24 protein-coding genes are annotated in these 19,589 nt (G+C 66.9%); 13 read left to right on the forward strand and 11 right to left on the reverse strand.

Annotated features, from left to right (window positions below; all coding sequences use genetic code 11):
* Positions 1 to 3: 3 nt before the first annotated feature.
* The 3 genes from ACGHN1_RS07700 to ACGHN1_RS07710 are packed head-to-tail and all read right to left on the reverse strand — an operon-like array spanning position 4 to position 2,395.
* Positions 4 to 333: a 2Fe-2S iron-sulfur cluster-binding protein gene (locus ACGHN1_RS07700; protein ID WP_390550004.1), complete on the reverse strand. Its 330-nt coding sequence runs from the start codon at positions 331 to 333 to the stop codon at positions 4 to 6.
* A complete protein-coding gene (locus tag ACGHN1_RS07705; RefSeq protein ID WP_390550006.1) occupies positions 330 to 1,433 on the reverse strand; it encodes a cysteine desulfurase family protein in 1,104 nt (367 codons plus the stop codon). The genes ACGHN1_RS07700 and ACGHN1_RS07705 overlap by 4 nt, the downstream gene beginning before the upstream one ends.
* A complete protein-coding gene (locus ACGHN1_RS07710) occupies positions 1,430 to 2,395 on the reverse strand; it encodes a cysteine desulfurase family protein (protein WP_390550008.1) in 966 nt (321 codons plus the stop codon). The genes ACGHN1_RS07705 and ACGHN1_RS07710 overlap by 4 nt, the downstream gene beginning before the upstream one ends.
* Before the next feature lie 180 nt (positions 2,396 to 2,575).
* Here ACGHN1_RS07710 and ACGHN1_RS07715 point away from each other — a divergent pair, with 180 nt between their 5' ends.
* Together ACGHN1_RS07715 and ACGHN1_RS07720 are read left to right on the forward strand one after the other, a co-directional pair.
* On the forward strand, positions 2,576 to 3,232 hold the full coding sequence (locus ACGHN1_RS07715) for an alpha/beta hydrolase (RefSeq protein ID WP_390550901.1): 657 nt from the start codon (positions 2,576 to 2,578) through the stop codon (positions 3,230 to 3,232).
* Between the two features lie 144 nt (positions 3,233 to 3,376).
* A complete protein-coding gene (locus ACGHN1_RS07720) occupies positions 3,377 to 4,048 on the forward strand; it encodes an energy transducer TonB (RefSeq protein WP_390550010.1) in 672 nt (223 codons plus the stop codon).
* Between the two features lies 1 nt (position 4,049).
* Here ACGHN1_RS07720 and ACGHN1_RS07725 read toward each other — a convergent pair whose 3' ends face one another.
* A complete protein-coding gene (locus ACGHN1_RS07725) occupies positions 4,050 to 4,256 on the reverse strand; it encodes a hypothetical protein (protein ID WP_390550012.1) in 207 nt (68 codons plus the stop codon).
* Between the two features lie 83 nt (positions 4,257 to 4,339).
* On the opposite strand from ACGHN1_RS07725, the gene ACGHN1_RS07730 reads away from it, so the two are divergent.
* Complete coding sequence (locus ACGHN1_RS07730) at positions 4,340 to 6,193, forward strand: DUF885 domain-containing protein (RefSeq protein WP_390550014.1); 1,854 nt, start codon at positions 4,340 to 4,342, stop codon at positions 6,191 to 6,193.
* 9 nt (positions 6,194 to 6,202) lie between these two features.
* On the opposite strand, the gene ACGHN1_RS07735 is transcribed toward ACGHN1_RS07730, so the two are convergent.
* The 3 genes from ACGHN1_RS07735 to ACGHN1_RS07745 form a co-directional block, all read right to left on the reverse strand.
* On the reverse strand, positions 6,203 to 6,415 hold the full coding sequence (locus ACGHN1_RS07735; RefSeq protein WP_390550016.1) for a hypothetical protein: 213 nt from the start codon (positions 6,413 to 6,415) through the stop codon (positions 6,203 to 6,205).
* 68 nt (positions 6,416 to 6,483) lie between these two features.
* Positions 6,484 to 6,696 carry a cold-shock protein gene (locus ACGHN1_RS07740; protein ID WP_390550018.1) on the reverse strand — a complete coding sequence of 71 codons (213 nt, stop codon included), beginning with the start codon at positions 6,694 to 6,696 and terminating at the stop codon, positions 6,484 to 6,486.
* A 299-nt stretch (positions 6,697 to 6,995) separates the two neighbouring features.
* A complete protein-coding gene (locus ACGHN1_RS07745; protein WP_390550020.1) occupies positions 6,996 to 8,600 on the reverse strand; it encodes a phosphoenolpyruvate carboxykinase in 1,605 nt (534 codons plus the stop codon).
* Positions 8,601 to 8,787: 187 nt separating this feature from the next.
* Here ACGHN1_RS07745 and ACGHN1_RS07750 point away from each other — a divergent pair, with 187 nt between their 5' ends.
* The 8 genes from ACGHN1_RS07750 (at position 8,788) to ACGHN1_RS07785 (ending at position 14,787) form a co-directional block, all read left to right on the forward strand.
* Positions 8,788 to 9,540 (forward strand): response regulator transcription factor, encoded by a 753-nt coding sequence (locus ACGHN1_RS07750; RefSeq protein WP_390550022.1) that lies wholly within the window; start codon positions 8,788 to 8,790, stop codon positions 9,538 to 9,540.
* Complete coding sequence (locus tag ACGHN1_RS07755) at positions 9,533 to 11,149, forward strand: stimulus-sensing domain-containing protein (RefSeq protein ID WP_390550024.1); 1,617 nt, start codon at positions 9,533 to 9,535, stop codon at positions 11,147 to 11,149. Before ACGHN1_RS07750 ends, ACGHN1_RS07755 begins: the two co-directional genes overlap by 8 nt.
* Positions 11,110 to 11,568, forward strand: coding sequence for an HPr kinase/phosphorylase (locus ACGHN1_RS07760; RefSeq protein ID WP_390550026.1), 459 nt, complete (start codon positions 11,110 to 11,112; stop codon positions 11,566 to 11,568). The genes ACGHN1_RS07755 and ACGHN1_RS07760 overlap by 40 nt, the downstream gene beginning before the upstream one ends.
* A gap of 48 nt (positions 11,569 to 11,616) precedes the next feature.
* Positions 11,617 to 12,567, forward strand: coding sequence for an RNase adapter RapZ (gene rapZ / locus ACGHN1_RS07765; RefSeq protein WP_390550028.1), 951 nt, complete (start codon positions 11,617 to 11,619; stop codon positions 12,565 to 12,567).
* Positions 12,568 to 12,639: 72 nt separating this feature from the next.
* Positions 12,640 to 13,071 (forward strand): PTS sugar transporter subunit IIA, encoded by a 432-nt coding sequence (locus ACGHN1_RS07770; protein WP_390550030.1) that lies wholly within the window; start codon positions 12,640 to 12,642, stop codon positions 13,069 to 13,071.
* Positions 13,068 to 13,346, forward strand: a complete 279-nt coding sequence (locus ACGHN1_RS07775) for an HPr family phosphocarrier protein (RefSeq protein WP_390550031.1) — start codon at positions 13,068 to 13,070, stop codon at positions 13,344 to 13,346. The genes ACGHN1_RS07770 and ACGHN1_RS07775 overlap by 4 nt, the downstream gene beginning before the upstream one ends.
* The gene (locus tag ACGHN1_RS07780) at positions 13,343 to 14,173 is read left to right on the forward strand and encodes a TrmH family RNA methyltransferase (protein WP_390550033.1); all 831 of its coding nucleotides are present in this window, start codon (positions 13,343 to 13,345) and stop codon (positions 14,171 to 14,173) included. The genes ACGHN1_RS07775 and ACGHN1_RS07780 overlap by 4 nt, the downstream gene beginning before the upstream one ends.
* 59 nt (positions 14,174 to 14,232) lie before the next feature.
* The gene (locus ACGHN1_RS07785) at positions 14,233 to 14,787 is read left to right on the forward strand and encodes a PilZ domain-containing protein (RefSeq protein WP_390550035.1); all 555 of its coding nucleotides are present in this window, start codon (positions 14,233 to 14,235) and stop codon (positions 14,785 to 14,787) included.
* A gap of 10 nt (positions 14,788 to 14,797) precedes the next feature.
* Here the strand turns inward: ACGHN1_RS07785 and ACGHN1_RS07790 are convergent, their stop codons facing one another.
* From ACGHN1_RS07790 to recR, 4 genes are all read right to left on the reverse strand, one after another.
* On the reverse strand, positions 14,798 to 16,261 hold the full coding sequence (locus ACGHN1_RS07790; RefSeq protein ID WP_390550036.1) for a DNA recombination protein RmuC: 1,464 nt from the start codon (positions 16,259 to 16,261) through the stop codon (positions 14,798 to 14,800).
* Between the two features lie 42 nt (positions 16,262 to 16,303).
* Positions 16,304 to 16,495 (reverse strand): hypothetical protein, encoded by a 192-nt coding sequence (locus ACGHN1_RS07795; protein ID WP_390550038.1) that lies wholly within the window; start codon positions 16,493 to 16,495, stop codon positions 16,304 to 16,306.
* Entirely contained in the window at positions 16,492 to 17,070 is a 579-nt protein-coding gene (gene def, locus ACGHN1_RS07800) for a peptide deformylase (protein WP_390550039.1), read from the reverse strand. The genes ACGHN1_RS07795 and def overlap by 4 nt, the downstream gene beginning before the upstream one ends.
* A gap of 204 nt (positions 17,071 to 17,274) precedes the next feature.
* On the reverse strand, positions 17,275 to 17,874 hold the full coding sequence (gene recR / locus ACGHN1_RS07805) for a recombination mediator RecR (RefSeq protein WP_390550041.1): 600 nt from the start codon (positions 17,872 to 17,874) through the stop codon (positions 17,275 to 17,277).
* A 53-nt stretch (positions 17,875 to 17,927) separates the two neighbouring features.
* Between recR and fmt the strand changes: the two genes are divergently transcribed.
* Positions 17,928 to 18,833, forward strand: a complete 906-nt coding sequence (gene fmt, locus ACGHN1_RS07810; protein WP_390550043.1) for a methionyl-tRNA formyltransferase — start codon at positions 17,928 to 17,930, stop codon at positions 18,831 to 18,833.
* A complete protein-coding gene (truA, locus tag ACGHN1_RS07815) occupies positions 18,830 to 19,588 on the forward strand; it encodes a tRNA pseudouridine(38-40) synthase TruA (RefSeq protein WP_390550045.1) in 759 nt (252 codons plus the stop codon). Before fmt ends, truA begins: the two co-directional genes overlap by 4 nt.
* Position 19,589 lies beyond the last annotated feature (1 nt).

Here is a 19,589-nt window from a genome sequence, read left to right on the forward strand (position 1 = left end):
GTTCTAGAACCGGCGCATGTCGTGGCTTTCGGCGGGGATGCGGACAGTGAGGCCGTCGTGCTCGGGCCCAAGCACGATCTGGCAGGAAAGGCGGCTGGTGCGCGCCACCGCGGCGGCGAGGTCGAGCATGTCTTCCTCCTCCTCGCTCGCGTCCGGGAGCCGGCCGAACCACTCGTCTGCGACGATCACATGGCAGGTCGAGCAGGCCATCTGCCCCTCGCAGGTGCCCTCCAGCGGCATTCCGGCGGCCTGCGCGACGTCCAGCAGGATGTCGCCTTCGCGTGCCTCTGCCTCGACGGTCTCGCCCTTGTTGGTTTCGAAGCGGATCCTCATTCGCCCGCGCTCACACCCTGCGCCTTTGCCGCGGCGTTGATCTTCGCTGCCGCGGTCTCCAGTTCCTCCATCGTCGTGTAGCGGCCCCAGCCGAGGCGGATGCTTGCCTTCGCCTGTTTCTTGTTCAGCCCGATCGCCTCGAGGACGTGGCTGGTGCGCCCCGACCCGCTGGCGCAGGCGCTGCCGGCGGAGAACATGACGTCGCGCACGTCGCTCATCAGCCGGTTCACATCGAGCCCTCCGCCGTTGGGTCCGCGTGGACGGATGTTCATATTGCCGTGCCAGCGCGCCTCGGCGCTGCCGTTGAGTTCCCAATCCTCGAACAGGTCGCGAGCGCGGTGCCACAGCTTCTCGGCGTGGTCGGCATCCTGCTCCATGCGCTCCCTCGCCTCCTGCGCCGCCGCGCCGAAGCCCGCGCACAGGGCCGGGCTGAGCGTGCCGGAGCGCAGACCCTTCTCCTGCCCACCACCGGTCTGCACCTCGCCCAGATCGATTCCGTCGCGCACCCACAGCGCGCCGATCCCCTTGGGCCCATGGAGCTTGTGCGCGCTGACCGCGATCATGTCCGCGCCGGTCACCTCCATCCTGCCATAGGCCTGGACCGCGTCGCACAGATAGAGCGCGTTGTTTTCCTTCGCCTTGCGGTGCCATTCGACGGTCGGCTGGATCGTGCCGATCTCGTTGTTGACCTGCATCAGGCAGACCAGCCGCGTGTCGTTCGGCAGATCCTGCCTGGTGTTGCACTGGCCGTTCTTCGCCACGTTGAGCACATGCGATTTGTCGGCGGTTTCCGCCGTGTCGATCACCGCCGCGTGCTCGATCGCGGAATAGGACACCGCGCCCGTGCTCCCGCTCCCCCGTATGGCGAGGTTGATCGCCTCGGTCGCACCGCTGGTGAAGATCACGCGGCCGCCCGCCGGGAACAGCGCAGCCACCTGATCGCGCGCCAGCTCTACCGCCGCCGCCGCCTGACGGCCCATGCGGTGGGGGCTGTGCGGATTGCCGAAGCCGGTCCCGCCCGGCCCGTCCATCCAGCGCAGCATGGCATCGCGCGCCTCGGGCGCGAGCGGGGTGGTGGCCTGGTAGTCGAGATAGATCATTTCCGAGTCGCCATATCTATCCACGCCTCGCAGAAGCGTTCCACCTCTTCGCGCGTGGTGTTCCAGCCGACCGAGACGCGGATGGTGTTCGCAGCGACTTTAGGATCGATGCCCATCGCTTCCAGCACGCGGCTGGTCTTCATCGTCCCGCTGGAACAGGCGCTCCCCTGCGATACCGCGATGCCAGCCATGTCGAAGCGCATCACCTGCGCGGTGGCGGACATCTCCGGCATGGCGATGGCGCGAATATAAGGAGTCGGATTGGCAAGTTCGAGGATGTCCTCGAGCCGGTCCAATGGTCCGAGAACGAGAGGGTCGACATAGGGATCGCTTGCCGCATCGAGCGCGGCGGCCATGCCGAGCGCTCCCGGCAAGTTCTCGGTCCCCCGGCGGTAGCCCCGTTCGTGCCCTCCGGAAGGCTCGAGCATCGCGAAATCGCGCACCAGCAGCGCGCCGATGCCGATGGGCCCGCCGAATTTATGGGCGGAGACGATCGCCATGTCGCAGGCCGGGAGCGGTATTTTCCCCGCGCTCTGCGCGCAGTCGACCAAGAGAACACCCCCTGCGTCGCTGACGATGCCGGCAATCGCGGCGATGTCCTGCCGGTTGCCGGTCTCCGAATTGACGTGCTGGACGGCGACCAGCGGCCGTGTACCCTCGACCGCACCCGCAAGCCGTTCGAGGTCGACCGCCCCGTCGCCGTGCACCGGTATCCTGTCGGCCTCGGACGCGGCCTGGAGGATACAGTCGTGTTCGACTGCGCTCGTCAGGATCGTGCTCGCCCGGGATCGCCCCAGGGCCAGCACCGCTGCCTCGCTCGCGCCGCTGGTGAAGATCAGTTCGCCCTCCCAGCCGAGCGCCGCCTTGATCCGTTCGCGCGCATCCTCGAGCGCCGCCCTCGCCTTCCTGCCTTCGGCGTGCGGGCTCGACGGATTGGCCCACAGGCGGAAGCCTTCGTCCATCGCCGCGCGGGCTTCGGGGCGCAGCGGGCTGGTGGCGGCATGATCGAGATAGATGCGTTGCGGGACGGGACGGGCTCGAAAATATTGCGATTCGACGACGAAACCCTATATAGCGCGCCACTTCGCGTGAAGCCCCGCAAGCAACGCGATCCGACATTCTCGACCAAGGTATTCCACCCCATGCCGACCGTGATCTTTCCCGGCCCCGAGGGCCGCCTCGAAGGCCGTTTCTCCCCCGGTCCGCGCCCGCGTGCGCCGGTGGCGATGATCCTTCACCCCCACCCGCAGGGCGGAGGCACGATGAACGAGCAGATCACCCAGCGGCTCTACAAGACCTTCGTCGACCGCGGCTTCGCCACGCTGCGGTTCAATTTCCGCGGCGTCGGTCGCAGCCAGGGCAGCTTCGACAACGGCGTGGGCGAGCTTTCGGACGCGGCGAGCGCGCTCGACTGGGTCCAGCAGGTCCATCCCGAGGCGCAGGTGACCTGGGTCGCGGGCGTCAGCTTCGGCGCTCTGATCGGGATGCAGCTGCTCATGCGGCGGCCGGAGATCCGAGGTTGGATTTCCGTGGGCGCGCCGGCGAGCATGTATGATTTCTCGTTCCTCGCCCCCTGCCCCGCGAGCGGCATCTTCATTCACGGGGCGCAGGACACGGTGGTCCAGCCGCAGGCCGTCACCAAGCTGGTCGAGAAGCTGCGCACGCAGAAGCACATCACCGTGCATCACGAGGAAATTCCGCGCGCCAATCACTTTTTCGAAAGCGAGCAGGCGGAATTGATGGCCTCGGTCGACAATTATCTCGATTTCCGTCTCGACCCCGCCTGCCCGATCACCTGATCGGACGGGCGCACTTCGAAACGCGCCGCACTCGACTGCAAGGAAACCAACCGCTTGCATTTGACGTGATGTTGTAACACAATGTTCGGGCGAGGCCGTCCCTCCAGAGTCGCAACCGGCGGCCCGTGTGAGAGGAGAAAGCCTATGTCCTATCTCGACCAGACCCGCCGCGCATCGCCGGGCAGCATGGCGGCGGTGATCGCCATCCATGCCGGCATCGGCGCGGTGCTCGTGTTCGGCCTTTCGGTCGCCGGCACGGTGATCGACAAGGCACCGCCGATCCCGTCCTTCGACGTCAGGGATCCGCCGCCGCCGGAAATCCCACCCGAGCCGGTGCCCGACGCCACCGCGTGGTCCGTGTCCCCGCCCATCACCGCGCCCCGGCCGGAACTGGACCTGCGCCCGGTGCCACCCACGTTCGACGTGCGCGATATCGTCCTGCCGCCGCTCCCGCCGGCGCCGATCCCGCGCAGCACGCCTTCGATCACCCCCTCCGTTCCCTCGCCGACGCCGACGATCGATCCGGTCGCCGCCCGCCCGCGCAACGATCCGGCGGGTTGGGTGACGACCGACGATTATCGCAGCAGCTGGATCAATCGCGATCTTACCGGAACCGCCCGCTTCCGGCTGGAGATCGCTGCCGACGGCCGAGTGGCGAACTGCACGATCACCGGATCCACCGGCCATTCGGAACTCGACAACGCCACCTGCAACCTCGTCACGCGGCGCGCTCGGTTCCAGCCGGCGCGGGGTACCGACGGCGATGCGGTCGCCGGCACCTATGCAAGTTCCGTGCGCTGGGTGGTTCCGGACTAGCTCAATCGCCCCGCTCGAGCCGTTCGAGCGGGGCATCGCCGCTGCGATCCGGTACCGTCCATATGGCGACATTGGCCAGCGCGATCGCCGCGAGCAGCACCATCAGCAGCGGCTGCTTGGCCACGCCGGTCCGGCGATAAAGCAGCCACGCTCCGCCGAGCAGCGCGAAAGCCGCCAGCACCACGATCGAAAGGACGATGTCGGCCATCCCTCTCCCATAACCGCTTCGCGTCTGCCGGGGAACGGCCCGGCCGATTGACTCGGGATGATACGCGCCGCACACCGGCGCGCATGACCTCACCCCGCTTCGACATCACCCGCCGCCAGGCCCTCGCCGGTCTTGGCGCAACCTCCGCGCTGGGTCTCTCGGGCTGTGCCGCCACCTATGGCGCGACAGGGGCGCCGGCCGGCGGGATCGTCGGCGCCAACGCTCTGCTGGACGTCATCGCCTACAATCTGCTCGATCACGAGCCGGAACGCGCCACGGGCCTGGGTGTCGATACCGGCCGCCATGCGCTGATGCGCTCGCGGCTCGAGGACCAGTCGGCGGGCGGACAGGAGCTTTTCGTGGCGACCCTGCGCCGCGACCTGCAAAGGGTGCGCGATTTCCCCAGACAGGGGCTCGATGCCGACACGATGACGAACCTGGATGTCGTCGAGAGCGGCTACCAGCTTGCGCTCGACGGCTTTGCCCTCCCCTATGGCGATGTCGCGGTCGGCAGCTGGCGCCAGGCACCCTATGTGGTGATCCAGAACGTCGGCAGCTATCTCGACCTGCCACGCTTCATGGACGCCACCCATCCGGTGGAGGATGCCGGGGATGCCGAGGCCTATCTGGCGCGCATGGAGCAGATGCCGGCGGTGTTCGATGGGGAGCGCGAACGATGCGCCGCCGCGCGCGGCATGGGGATGGTCCCGCCCGACTTCCTGCTCGACAAGGCGATGACGCAGATGCGCGGAACGCTGGAGCGAGCCGGACGCGGCGAGCTGTTCGCCGAACCGCTGCGGGCGAGGCTGCGCGCCAAGGGCCTGCCGGAAGCGGAGGCCGACCGGGCCCGCGAACTGGAAGCCGGGCCGATTGCCACCGCGCTCGAACGCCAGCTCGCCGAATTGCAAGCCGAGCGTGCCATGGCCGATTCCGATCCGGGAATGTGGAGCCAGCCCCGGGGCAACGAATATTACGACTGGGCCTTGCGCTCGGCGACGACGACCACGCTTTCGCCGGACGAAATCCACGAGATCGGGCTGGACGAGCTCGAGGCCCTGCACGCCCGGATGGACCCCATCCTGCGCGAAATCGGCTACACTTCCGGCTCGGTCGGCGAACGGATGCAGGCACTCTCGCAGGACCCGCGCTATCAATTCGCCGAGGGCGATCCGGGCCGGGCGGAGATCATGGCGTTCATCCAGGACCGCATCGCATGGATCACCGCCCAGATGCCGCGCGCCTTCAACACGCTGGTCGATCCCAATCTCGAAGTCCGCCGTCTGCCGCCGGAGGAAGAGCCCGGCGCGCCGGGCGCCTATGGCGGGGCCGGAAGCAAGGACGGGACGATCCCCTCGCGCATGTGGATCAATCTCAGGACCACCGATCTTCATCGCAAGTACGACCTAGCCGACCTCACCTATCACGAGACGATCCCGGGCCATGTGTGGGAGGGCGAATTTTCCAACCGCTTGCCGCTGATCCGCTCGATCCTCGCCTTCAATCCATTTTCCGAAGGCTGGGCGCTCTACGCCGAACAGCTCGCCGACGAACTCGGTGCCTATGACGAATTCAAGGTCGGGCGGCTGGGCTATCTGCAATCGCTGGCATTCCGCGCCTGCCGGCTGGTGGTCGATACCGGCCTCCACCACAAGCGCTGGTCGCGCGAGCAGGGCCGCGCGTTCTTCGTGGAGCGCAACGGCTCGAAGCCCGAGGAGGTTGCGAGCGAGGTTGACCGTTACTGCAGCTGGCCGGGCCAGGCCTGCGGCTACAAGATCGGCCACAGCCAGATCGTGCGCGAACGCGAACGCGCGCAGGCGGCGCTCGGCCCGGCCTACGACCTCAAGGGATTCAACGATGCGGTGGTGCTGGGCGGCAATGCCCCGCTCGACGTGCTCGCGACCAATGTCGATCGCTATATTACCGCGACGCGGACCTGACGGAAACGCCTAGCTTTCCAGCGCCTCGGCAGCGCGGCGCTCGGCACGCTCGCGTTCGGCGCGTTGGCGATCGTCCGCGACGCGCTGCGCCTGATCGGCGAGGCCGCGCCAGGTCTTCTCGGCGCGCAGATTGCGGTCCCTGACGTTGTCCAGCGTCGCTTTGCTCGCTTCGTCCGCCGCTTCGCGCGCGCGGGCATCGTAAAATTCGAATGACTGGGACATGGAGGGACATCTCCTGTTGAAGGGTCCGGGGTTTCCTGCGGTTGGCGCGGGAAACCCCGGAAGGCAAATCAATCGGCGGCGGAGAGGTTCACCGCGCTCGCCTTGCCGTTGCGGCCGGTCTCGACCTCGTAATTGAGGCGCTGGTCCTTATCGAGCGTCTGCATGCCGGCGGCCTGAACCGCCGAAATGTGGACGAAGCTGTCTTCCGAGCCATCGTCGGGCTGGATGAAGCCGTAGCCCTTGTCGGTGTTGAAGAATTTGACGGAGCCGGTCTTGGCCATGGAATTGTTCCTTTCAAGAACATTGGTTGCCGCGCCGCGACATGCGGCGAAGTCGTGCGTCAGGTCGTCCGAAGAAAGGAAGTCGTCGTCTGGTCGACGCCGGCACCGGAAAGGATGGCGGCGGTTGTCAAAAGCCGAAGTCCGTCGCAAATTTCGACGTCAGCAGCGGGGACCTAGCAGGTTTCCCGCCAAGGCCCTAATCGTTAATGCGGAGGTCGGGCCGGAAGCTCGGCCCCCGGTCGGCGATCGCTCGCCGCCGGGGGCTCTCCTCTCCAACTCGTAGACCGGCCCTCGGCCGGTCAGGCGGCCGCCGGTGCCGCGTCTCTCACGCCCTGGTCGACATGTTCCGCGAAGGGTTCGAAATTGTCGACGAACAGCTGGACCAGCTTCTGCGCGGTGGCATCGTATTCCTCGCCGTTCGTCCAGGTGGTCCGGGGATCGAGGATCGCCTGGTCGATGCCGGCCTGGTCGAGCGCCGGAACCTGCACCGGAACCTCGAAACCGAAGTTCGGATCCTTGCGGAACTCGGCCTCGCTCAACGAACCGTCGAGCGCGGCGTTGAGCAGCGCGCGGGTGGCCTTGATCGGCATCCGGTGACCGGTGCCGTACTTGCCGCCGGTCCAGCCGGTGTTGACCAGCCAGCACTGGACCTGCCCCTTGGCGATCCGTTCCTTGAGGAGATTGCCGTAGACGCTGGGATGGCGCGGCATGAAGGGGGCGCCGAAGCAGGTGCTGAAGGTGGCCTGCGGTTCGGTCACGCCGATCTCGGTCCCTGCGACCTTGGCGGTGTAGCCCGACAGGAAGTGATACATCGCCTGATCCGGCGTCAGCCGAGCGATCGGCGGCAGCACCCCGAAAGCGTCGGCGGTGAGCATGATGACGTTGCTGGGCGGCGGGCCCATGTTCTCTTCGCTGGTGTTGGGGATCGAGGAGAGCGGATAGGCGCCGCGGGTGTTTTCGGCGAGGCTGTTGTCGTCGAGATCGATCTCGCCGTCCGCATCCATCACGACATTCTCGAGGACGGTGCCTTCCATCCGGGTGGTGGCGTAGATTTCCGGCTCGGCCTTGGGATCGAGGCGGATCATCTTGGCATAGCAGCCGCCTTCGAAATTGAAGACCGCGGTGTCCGACCAGCCATGCTCGTCGTCGCCGATCAGCGTGCGGCTTGCGTCGGCCGACAGCGTCGTCTTGCCGGTGCCGGAGAGGCCGAAGAACACGGCGGTCTTGCCGTCGGGTCCGATGTTGGCGCTGCAATGCATCGGCATCACGCCCTGCGGCGGGAGCAGGTAGTTGAGGATGCCGAAGACGCTCTTCTTCATCTCGCCTGCGTAGCGCGTGCCGCCGATCAGGATCAGCTTCTTCGACAGGTTGACGGCGATCACCGTTTCGCTGCGGCAGCCGTGGCGTTCGGGATCGGCGCGGAAGCTGGGCAGGTCGATGATCGTGTATTCGGGGACGAATCCCTCCAGTTCCGCCTCGGTCGGACGGACCAGCAGGGTGCGGATGAACTGGTTGTGCCAGGCGAGTTCGTTGATCACGCGTACGTTGACGCGGTATTCCGGCTGCGAGCCGCCGAACAGGTCGGCGACGTAGAGGTCGGACTTGTCCTTCAGCGCCGCCCGGAAGTCCGCCTCGAGCGCGGCGAAATGCGCCGGCGTCATCGAGGCATTGTTGTCCCACCAGACAGTGGTTTCGGTCTCCGAATCGCGGACGATGAACTTGTCCTTGGCGCTGCGCCCGGTGTGCTCGCCGGTTTCCACCACCAGCGGACCGTGCTTCGCCTTTCGGCCCTCGCCGTTTTCCAGCGCCGCCTTGGTCAGCGCCTCGTTCGAAAGGTTGGAATGGATCGTGGCACAGGTGTTGATGCCTTGCTGTTCGAGCGAATGCGAAAGCGGAACGGTCAAGGGTCTTTCTCCTGGCGCGATGCGACGCGGTGATTGGCGAGTGGTCGGGTGCTTCTGGCAAGTGCACGCCTGTCGATTCCGCGCATAGGACGCCGGGTCCCGAGCGTCAATTTGCAGATGTTTGTTTGCCTCGGAACGGCACGCTGGCGCGTTGCGACCGGGCGGCAAAGCGTCTAGGCGATCGGCGATGGAAAACGATGCCACCGCGCAGCCGAGCGAAGGCGATTCCGGCAGGGCAGTGATCGCGCTTGTCGACGACGACCGCAACATCCTCACCACCGTCTCGATCGCGCTGCAGGCGGAAGGATACGCCACCCGCGTCTATTCGGACGGCGAAACGGCGCTGAAGGCGCTGCTGGAAAACCCGCCAGATCTTGCCGTGTTCGACATCAAGATGCCGCGCATGGACGGGATGGAGCTGCTGCGCCGGCTGCGCGAGCGGTCGCTGCTGCCGGTGATCTTTCTGACCAGCAAGGACGACGAGCAGGATGAGGAAGCGGGCCTCGAAATGGGGGCCGACGATTATATCGCCAAACCCTTCAGCCTGCGTCTGCTGCTGGCGCGCATCCGGGCCATCCTGCGCCGCGGGGGCAAACTGCCCCCCGAGGGTGGAAACGCGGAGGGCGAGGTCCCGCAGCCGGTGCTCGAGCGCGGGCGGCTGCGGATGGATCCGGCGCGCCACCAGGTGCTGTGGGACGGGCGGGCGGTGACGCTTACCGTGACCGAATTCCTGATCCTCGAAGCGCTCGCCGCTCGGCCCGGCGTGATCAAGAACCGCAACCAGCTCATGGATGCGGCCTATCCCGACGACGTCTTCGTCGACGACCGTACGGTCGACAGTCACATCAAGCGGATGCGCGGCAAGTTCCGCAAGGTCGATCCCGAATTCGCCGCCATCGATACGCTTTACGGGGCGGGCTACAGCTTCACCGATGGCTGAGGCGAAGCCGCGCGAGGGGCCGGGCGGCGGGCCCGGCGATTCCGGCAATGCGTTGCGCGGCGATCCGCGGGTTGAGCGGCAGCGCTGGTCGCGCCGGCTCTCGCTCACCAGCCGAATCCTTTTCGTCAACGTCCTGCCGCTGGTGCTGCTGGGTGGCGGGGTGATCTATCTCGACGTCTATCGCAAGCAGCTGCTCGACGAGCGCTTCAAGCTGGCGCTGGTCGAGGCGCAGATCACCGCCGAAGCACTCGCCGGCGCGACCAACGAGCGCCAGCAGGCGCTGCTGATCCAGATCGGCAAGGAACAGCGCCTGCGGATCCGGCTCTACAGCCCCGAGGGCAGCCTCGAGGCGGACAGTTTCGCTTTGGGACCGCCGACCTTCTCGATCGATGCCCAACCGGGCGAGGATAGCGAGGAACGCGACTTTGCGCTCACGCTCGACCGCTGGTTCGACCGGGTGGTCGGCGCGCCGCCGCTGCCCGACTATCGCGAACCGGCGACCGACGAGGCCGATGCCTGGCCCGAACTGGCCCGCGCCCGCGAGGAGAGCCTGACCCAGATCGTGCTGCGCGACGCGGCGGACGGAACCCACGTGATCAACGCAGCGGCGCCGGTCGGCCTCGACGGGGAAGCGCTGCTCATAACACGCAACCCCATCGACATCACCGAAAGCGTGCGCCGGGCGCGGACTACGGTGGCGGCGGCGGTGCTGGTGGCACTGCTGATCTCGACCTTCCTGTCGCTGTTCCTGGCACGGACCATCGTGCAGCCACTGCGCGAACTGGTCCAGGCGGCGGTTCGCGTGCGTCAGGGCCGCGACCGTCAGGTCGAGGTACCGCGTCTGCCCGACCGGCGCGACGAGATCGGCATGCTCGCCCGCGCCATCTCCGACATGACAGCGGCGCTGCGCCAGCGCATCGATGCGGTCGAGCACTTCGCTGCCGATGTCGCCCACGAGATCAAGAACCCGCTCGCCTCGCTGCGTTCGGCGACCGAATCGCTTGGCAAGGTGGAGGACCCCGCGCTGCGCGCCCAGCTGCTCGAGATCGCCACCCACGACGTGCGCCGGATCGATCGCCTGGTTACCGAAATCTCCGATGCCAGCCGGGTCGACGCCGAACTGTCGCGAACGGTGTTCGAACCGGTCGATCTGGTCGTGCTGGTCGCCAACATCATCGCCACTCGCGAGGACCGGCAGGAGAACGACGGGCGTGCCATCCGCTTCACCCATACCCGCGACACGGTCCCGGTCATGGGCGAGCCGACGAGGCTGGAACGCGTCATCGAAAACCTGCTCGACAATGCTGTCTCCTTCTCGCCTGCCGACGGAACCATCTCGATCGATCTGGACCGGCGCGACGGCTGGGCGACGCTGAGCGTCATCGACGACGGTCCCGGCATTCCCGAGGAGCGCAGCGAACAGGTGTTCCAGCGCTTCCATTCGGTCCGCCCGGAAAGCGAGGATTTCGGCAATCACTCCGGCCTCGGCCTCGCCATTGCGCGGTCCATCGCCGAGGCCCATGACGGGACCCTGACCGCCGGGCCGAGACCCGACGGCGAGAGCGGAGCGTGTCTGACTCTGGGGCTGCCGGTGATAACGACACGGTGACGGGACTGCCGCCGCTGGCCAATGTCACCTGCGTGGCGGTATCGGGACGCGGGCTGCTGATCGAAGGGCCGCCGGGCAGCGGCAAGTCCTCGCTGGCGCTGGCGCTGATCGATCGCGGCGCGGTGCTGGTGGGGGACGACGGGATTGTTCTCGAGCCGCGCGCAAGCCGCCTGTGGGCTTCGCCGCCCCCGCGCATCGCCGGCAAGCTCGAGCTGCGCGGCATCGGCCTGATCGAATTTCCGACGACCTCCGCTCCGGTTTCGCTCGTCCTCTCGCTCGATCCGGCGGCCCCGCGCTTTCCCGAGATTGCCACCCGGCAGCTGGCAGGCATCGCCGTTCCCCTGCTCGCCTTCCGCACCGGCGATGCCATCGCTCCGTTGCGGGCGGAAAAGGCGCTCGTCGAATTCGGTCTCGCCTGAGCGCCGAAGCGTTTCACATTCGGCATAACATGTGTCACCATGCCTGCGATGACCGCCGAACCGCCCTCCGGCGCTTCCCCCTCTGCCGATGCGACGCAGCGCCTGCTGCTGGTCACCGGCATGTCGGGCGCGGGCAAGTCGACCGCGCTCGAGGTGCTGGAGGATCTCGGCTGGGAAACGATCGACAATTTTCCCCTGCGGTTGCTCCCCCAACTCCTGCGCGCCGACCAAGACCAACGGGTTCCGTTGGCGATCGGAGTCGATTCGCGAACCCGCGGCTTCGTCCCGGAACAGATCGTGCGGCGCTTCCGCGAGCTCTCCAACCGCGAAAACCTCGCGGCCGGTTCGCTCTTCCTCGATTGCGGCAGCAGCGAGATCCAGCGGCGCTACAACGAGACCCGGCGCCGCCATCCGCTGGCGCGCGGGCGACCGGTGAGCGAGGGCATCAAGGCCGAACGCGAGTTGCTGGCGCCGCTGCGTCAGGCCGCGGACACGGTCATCGACACTTCTTCCTTCACCGTGCACGATCTGCAGCAGGCGGTCCGCGAGCACTTCGCACCCGAAACGCCGACCGAACTCACCGTCACCGTGACAAGCTTCGGTTTCGCTCGCGGCATGCCGCCGCTCGCCGATCTCCTGTTCGACATGCGCTTCCTCGACAATCCGCATTGGGACCCACAGCTGCGTCCGCTGACCGGGCGCGATCGGGCGGTGGCGGACCATATTGAACGAGATCCCGCTTTCGCGTCGGCCTTCACGGCGATTTCCGATTGCGTGCTCGCGCTGCTGCCGCGCTACGCGGCCCAGGACCGCGCCTATCTCACCATCGCCTTTGGCTGCACCGGCGGCCGCCACCGCTCGGTTTTTTGCGTGGAGCGCATGGCCGAAGTCCTGCGCATGGCCGGCCACGCCCCCACCGTGCTCCACCGCAATCTCGACGCCCAGGCTGAGGATGCCATCGAGGGACAGGCCCCCGATGCGCAGCCGCTGGCCGGTTGACTTGCTCCGCCACCGCGCGCAAGGGCGCACACCGTCGATGTACGTAAGTCCTGCCTCATTGGAACGGTTCGCATGATCGGCATGATCATCGTCACCCACGGCAACCTCGCCGAGTACTTCATCGAGGCGATGGAGCACGTGGTCGGTGGCCAGCAGCAGGTCGTGACGGTCTGCATCGGCCCCAGCGACGACATGGAGCAACGCCGGCGCGAAATCGCCGACGGCATTGCCGCGGTGGACACTGGCGACGGCGCCATCATCCTGACGGACCTGTTCGGCGGGACGCCGTCCAATCTTGCCATCTCTCTGCTCGACACCGGGCGGGTTGAGGTGATCGCCGGGATCAACCTGCCGATGCTGATCCGCCTGGCCGGTGCCCGCAAGTCGATGGCGGTGGTCGACGCGGTGCATGCGGCTCAGGAAGCGGGACGTAACTACATCACCGTCGCCAGCGAATTCCTCGGCCATGACGAGGCACCGCCCAAGGCAAAGGCCGCCACTTGAGCGAAGCGCGGCGCAGGCTCACCGTGGTCAACCAGCGCGGACTGCATGCCCGGGCCAGCGCCAAGTTCGTCTCCGCGGTCAGCGATCTGCCCGAGGGTACCAGCGTCCACGTAGCAAAGGGGGCCAACAAGGCCGCCGGCGGATCGATCCTCGGCCTGATGATGCTGGGCGCAGCGAAGGGTGACGAGATCGAGCTGATCGTCGCCGGCGAGAATGCCGAGGCTGTGATGGCCGAACTGGCCGCCATGGTCGAGGACGGTTTCGGCGAACCTTGACAGTGCGCCGCCAAATCACCGGATTCTCCAACCCGACCGTCAAGGCGCTGCGTGCGCTGCGCGAGAAGAAGCACCGCAAGGCCGCCGGGCGTTTCCTGGCCGAAGGGTTGCGGCTGCTCACCGACGCGCGGGAATGCGGCCACCTGCCCGAGGTGCTGGTGCTTTCGGAAAGCCGCGATCCGCATCCCCTGCTCGAAGCGCTCGAGCGCGCGGTTTCGGAGGCCGGCGGCGAGGTGATCGAGACGACCCCGGACATCCTCGCCAAGATCACCGGCAAGGGCAATCCGCAGGCGGTCGCCGGAGTCTTCGCCGAATTCGACGCGTCGCTCGCTACGCTCGACCGTACGAGCGCGAATATCTGGCTGGTGGCGCAGGCCATGCGCGATCCGGGCAATCTCGGCACCATGTTGCGCACCGGCGACGCGATCGGTGCGGGCGGGCTGATCTTGCTCGACGATTGCGCCGATCCCTTCGGAGTCGAGGCGGTGCGAGCGAGCATGGGGGCGATCTTCACCCAGCGGCTTGCCAGGGCGCGATGGGATGAATTCGAATCCTGGCTGCGTGGCGGTGACGGACAGCTCGTCGCCGCGTCGCTGCGCGATGCCGTCCCCTATCGCGGTGCGCCCTACGCCGCCCCCTGCTTCGTGCTGATCGGCAATGAATCGCAGGGCCTTCCCGAAGCCTACGAAGCGGCCTGCGACCTGCGCGTAACGATGCCCATGAAGGGCCGCGCCGACAGCCTCAACGCCGCGATCGCCGCCGGTGTACTCGGCTACGAGGTCCTGGCGTCACTGGAAGAGGGCGCCGGATCGGCCCGGCAGGGGTAGTTCCCAAGGCTCGGGGAAACCTATTCGCAAGACCTGTCTGCCATAGATGCGGGATGGAGATGTTTCCGCCGCTGAGCGATACGCAGGCAGAATGCCGCCGGCAGGAGAGCCGCACGAACCTGTTCGTGGCGGCGACGATCGCCACGCCGCGGCTGCAGGCCAATGTCCGCCTGCGCAACATCTCCCCTTCCGGCGCGCTGATCGAAGGCAGCGAACTGCCCGAGGTCGGCGAGGACCTTTGCCTGCGCCGGGGCAGCCTGTCGGCCGTGGGCACCGTCATGCGGCGCGACGAGAAATACGCCGGGCTTCATTTCGATGCGCCGATCGATCCGGCCGAATGGCTACCCTCGAACCATCACGGCCAGCAGCGCGTCGACCGTATCGTCCACGAGGTCCGCGACCTGTTCCCCAACGCGCAGCCCAGCGCGGCCTTTCTCGCATCGCAGCAGCGCTCGGGACCGGACTGTGCGGAATTGCGCGATTTGGCCGATCTGCTCGACACGTTGGCTGACACTCTCGCCAGCGACGCCGATGTCGTCGCGCGCTACCTCGGCAAGCTGCACGTGCTCGATATGGCGGCGCAGAAGCTGCGTCTGCTCGCGCAGGAAGGCTGATCGGAGGCGGTTATTCCGCCGCTTCGCGACCCTCGCCCCTATCGTCTTCGATCTGCGCCGCGTCCTCGGCGGTATAGGTCGGCGTCTCGGCGATCTGCGGCAGCTCCTCGATCTCGCGCTTGCCGATCTCGATGCCCTTCTCGTGCATGCGCCGCCCGGCCGAGAGCACGTTGCGCTCGAAACTGCCGACGAACTTGTTGTAGTTCTTGACCGCGCTTTCGAGCCCGCCGCCGACACGCTTCATGTGTTCTGCGGCGACGGCGAGGCGATCGTATAGCTCGGCCCCGGCCTTGCCGATCTCGACCGCCTCGCGCGCGATATTGTCCTGCCGCCACACCTGCGCGACCGTGCGGGCGATCGCGACCAGATTGGTAGGGGTGGCTAGCAGGACCTTGTTGCGGAAGGCGAAATCCCAGAGTTCGGGATCGTGTTCGAGCGCGGCGGCGACGAAATGTTCGCCCGGCACGAACATCACGACGTAATCGGGCGTGTCGTCGAACTGGCTCTGGTAGCTTTTCGATCCCAGCGTCTGGACGTGGTTGCGCATCGATTTGGCGTGCAGGTCGAGATGGCGGCGGCGTTCCTCGTCGCCCTCCGCCTCGAAGGCCGCCTGGTAGGCGTTCAAGGACACCTTGGCGTCGATCACCAGCTTCTTCTGGCCGGGCACGTTGACGATCGCATCGGGCCGTAAGCGGCCTTCCTCGGTGTCGATCGAATGTTCGAGCTGGAAATCGGTGTGTTCGGACAACCCGCATTGTTCGAGCACGTTCTGCAGCGCCCGTTCGCCCCAGCGACCGCGCGCCTTTGGGGCATTGGTCAGGGAATTGCCGAGCCGCTGCGCCTCACGCCGGACCTCTTCCTGCCCCAAGCGCATCTGCTCGATCTGCGTTGCGAGTGAGGAAAAGGCGTTGGTGCGCTTCTCTTCCAGCGCGGCGACTTGGTCCTCGTATTTTTTGAGCCGATCACCGACTGGCTGGAGCAGCGCCCTGATCCTCTCCTCGGACGTCTTTTCCGAATGGCGGAAGCGCTCGCTTGCCCGCTCGAGGAAGGCCTCCTGCGCCTTGGTCAGCACCGCAGATCCGGTGTTCTGGAATTCCTTGAGAAGTCCCTCGCGCGCCTCGACCAGCAGGCGTTTCTGCTCGTCGAAATTGGCGGTCTTCTCCTTCAGCGTAGCCAGTTCGGACGCCAGCTGTCCGTTGCTGCGGCGCAGCTCTTCCAAGGCACTCTCGTGCATCTGCCGGGTCTCGCGCAGTTCGGCGTCGAGGGCATCGGCCCGCTCGGCGCGCACCGTGGCATTCTCGAGGTCGACGATCACCTTGCGGAACTTGTCGTCGAGGTTCTTGGCCTCCGCATCGCGCTCGCCATGGCGCGCCTGCCAGTCCTTTACCGGAGCCGAGCCGAAACGGTGACCGAGGACATAGCCGAGCCCGAGGCCCAGCACGATAGCGGCGATGGCGAGAAGCGTGGGGTCCATTTTCCCACTTTACAGGGAACGGAGAGGGAACGCCAGCCGCACTCAGCCGGTTTTCGACGAATCCTTCCGCGCGACCCAGTTCATCAGCACATGGAACACGATGCCGAAGGTCAAGCCATAGAACAGGAAGCCGAGGAGATAGGAATCGCGGAAAGGATCGCGGTCATGCCAGGCCCAAGCCGTCATCAGCGCGGCATAGACGATTGCGGCGATGGCGGATCGGACGAAGCTCACGCCGCTTCGCGCAGCTTCTTCAGCTTCTTGAGCGCCATGTTGCGCTTGAGGCGCGAAAGATGGTCGATGAACAGCACGCCTTCGAGATGGTCCATCTCGTGCTGGATGCACACCGCCATCAGGCCGGTCATGTCTTCCTCGTGAGTGTTGCCCTCCAGATCCTGCCACCGCACGCGGCACGTGGTCGGACGGTCGACATCGGCGTAGATGTCGGGAACAGAGAGGCAGCCCTCCTGATAGCTCGCCAACTCTTCCGCGGGGTCGAGGATTTCCGGGTTCACGAAGATGCGCGGCTCGTTCTTGGTCGGGTAGTGGACATGGCTGTGCCCGCCCTGCCCGTGGTCGTGGCCACATTCCTCCGGCTCGGCGTCGGTATCCTCGGGCTGGAGATCGATCACCAGCACGCGCTTGGGCACGCCCACCTGGATCGCGGCGAGGCCGATACCGTTGGCGGCGTACATCGTCTCGAACATGTCGTCGACGAGCGTCTTTAGGTCGTCGTCGAACGCTGTGACGGGTTCGGATACGGTCTTGAGCCGGGGGTCCGGCACTTCGAGGATTTCACGGATGGCCATGAGGGCCGATTTAGTGCGCGTGGGCGGCGGGTTCAACTGTGGTTTCGGATGGCGGAGGCAGTCGGGCTCACACGAAGCCACGAAGACACGAAGGGCACTTGATGGCGCCGCAGGCGGTTATCGCGATTGCAAGCCATCGAAATCCGAAAGCGGCTGCGCCGTCGACTCGACCTTCGTGGCTTCGTGTCTTTGTGTGAGAAAATCTCACCCCGCCAAAGGCCGTCGCGCCCTGAGCGCCTGTGCCAGCGTTCCCTCATCGAGATAGTCGAGTTCGCCGCCGACCGGCAGGCCGTGGGCGAGCTGGGTGACCCGGACCGGGAAATCCTCCAGCCGCTCGGCGAGGTAATGCGCGGTGGTCTGCCCCTCCAGCGTGGCGTTCATGGCGAGCACCACTTCGTCCACCCCGCCCCGCTCCACCCGGTCGAGCAGAGAGGCGATGGCGAGATCCTCGGGCCGCACGCCGTCGAGCGCGGACAGCCGGCCGCCGAGAACGTGGTAGGTGCCGTTGAAGAGCTTTGCCCGGTCCAGCGCCCACAGGTCGGAGACATCCTCGACCACGCAGATCGCCTTACCCTCGCGGCGCGGATCGGCGCAGATGCCGCAGGGATTGCGAGTGTCGATATTGCCGCAGACATCGCATTCGACCAGCGTGTCGCGCACCGCTTCCAATGCCGTCAACAATTCGGGCAGCGCCTTGTCGCGGCGCTTGACCAGCCACAGCACCGCGCGGCGCGCGCTGCGCGGGCCGAGCCCCGGCAGGCGGGCGAGCGCGGCGGAAAGGGTCTCGATTTCTTGCGATGCCATCGCACCACAGATAGGGCGCGGGCCATGCAAGAGAAAGTCCGGCGAGCAGCGCGATGCGCATAATCTTCATGGGAACGCCGGAATTCGCGGTGCCGACGTTGAAGGCGCTGGATCACGCGGCGCACGAGATCGTGGCGGTCTACACCCAGCCGCCGCGCCCGGCCGGCCGGGGAAAGAAGCCACAACCCTCGCCGGTGCAGAAGGAGGCCGAGGTGCTGGGGATCGAGGTGCGCTCGCCAACCTCGCTCAAATCGGCGGAGGAGCAGGCGCGCTTCGCCGCTTTGGAGGCGGATGTCGCGGTGGTGGCGGCCTATGGCCTGATCCTGCCGCAGCCCATCCTGGATGCGCCGGCGCACGGCTGCCTCAACGTCCACGCCTCGATCCTGCCGCGCTGGCGCGGGGCCGCCCCGATCCACCGCGCGGTGATGGCGGGCGATCCCACCACCGGCGTCACGATCATGCAGATGGAAGCCGGGCTCGACACCGGACCCATGCTGGCGACGATCCGCACGCCGATCGAGCGCAAGACCACCGGCGAGCTGACCGAGGAGCTGGCCGAAAAGGGCGCGCAGCTGATGGTCGGCACCCTGCGCGAGCTGACCAATCACCGCCCGCTGGCGCAGGACGAGGAGCGCGCGACCTACGCTCCCAAGATCGACAAGGCCGAGGCGCGGATCGACTGGTCGAAGCCCGCCGAGGAGATCGAGCGGCTGGTGCGCGGCCTGGCGCCCTTTCCGGGGGCCTGGTTCGAACTCGAAGGCGAGCGGGTGAAGCTGCTGCGCGCCGAGGTCGCGGAGCAGGACGGGCAGCCTGGCGAGGTGCTCGACGATGCGCTGACCGTGGCCTGCGGCGAGCAGGCGCTGCGCCCGCTGCGCCTCCAGCGCGCCGGCAGGCCGGCGATGGATGCCGGCGAATTCCTGCGCGGGCGGCCGGTGGCCAAGGGAACCCGCCTCGCTTGACCCGTTTCGCGCTCACACTCGAATTCGACGGGACACCCTTTTTCGGGTTGCAGCGCCAGAAGGACGGGCCGAGCGTGCAGCAGTCGGTCGAAAAGGCGGTCGAGGCCACCACCGGGGAGACGGCGACGCTCCACAGCGCCGGACGCACGGATGCGGGCGTGCACGCGCTCGCCATGCGCAGCCATGTGGATATTGCCAAGGACATCCCGCCCTTCCGGCTGATGGAGGCATTGAACGCGCATCTGCGGCCCGACCCGGTGGCAGTGACCGCGTGCGAGATCGTGCCGGACGACTGGCACGCGCGCTTTTCCTGCATCCGGCGGCGCTATCTCTACCGCATCGCCAACCGCCGCGCGCCGCTGACGCTGGAGCGCGACCGGCTATGGCAGGTGCCGCAGGAGCTCGATGCCGAAGCGATGCACCGCGCGGCGCAGGCGCTGGTGGGGCGGCACGACTTCACCACCTTCCGCTCGGTGCACTGCCAGTCGGACAGTCCGGTCAAGACGCTCGACCGGCTCGACGTCGAGCGGGTGGGCGAGGAACTCCGCATCCACGCCGAAGCGCGCAGCTTCCTTCACCACCAGGTCCGCAGCATGGTCGGTTGCCTCGCCCTGGTCGGGATGGGCCGGTGGCGCGAAGAACGGCTTGCAGAAGCGCTCGTCGCGCGCGACCGCGCCGAACTGGGCTTGAACGCGCCGCCGCACGGGCTCTATTTCGTGGCAGCGGAATATCCGAGCGATAACGGAGTGGAATGAT

This window comes from Qipengyuania sp. MTN3-11 (genome assembly GCF_042851825.1).
In the GTDB taxonomy this organism is placed as follows: Bacteria; Pseudomonadota; Alphaproteobacteria; order Sphingomonadales; family Sphingomonadaceae; genus Qipengyuania.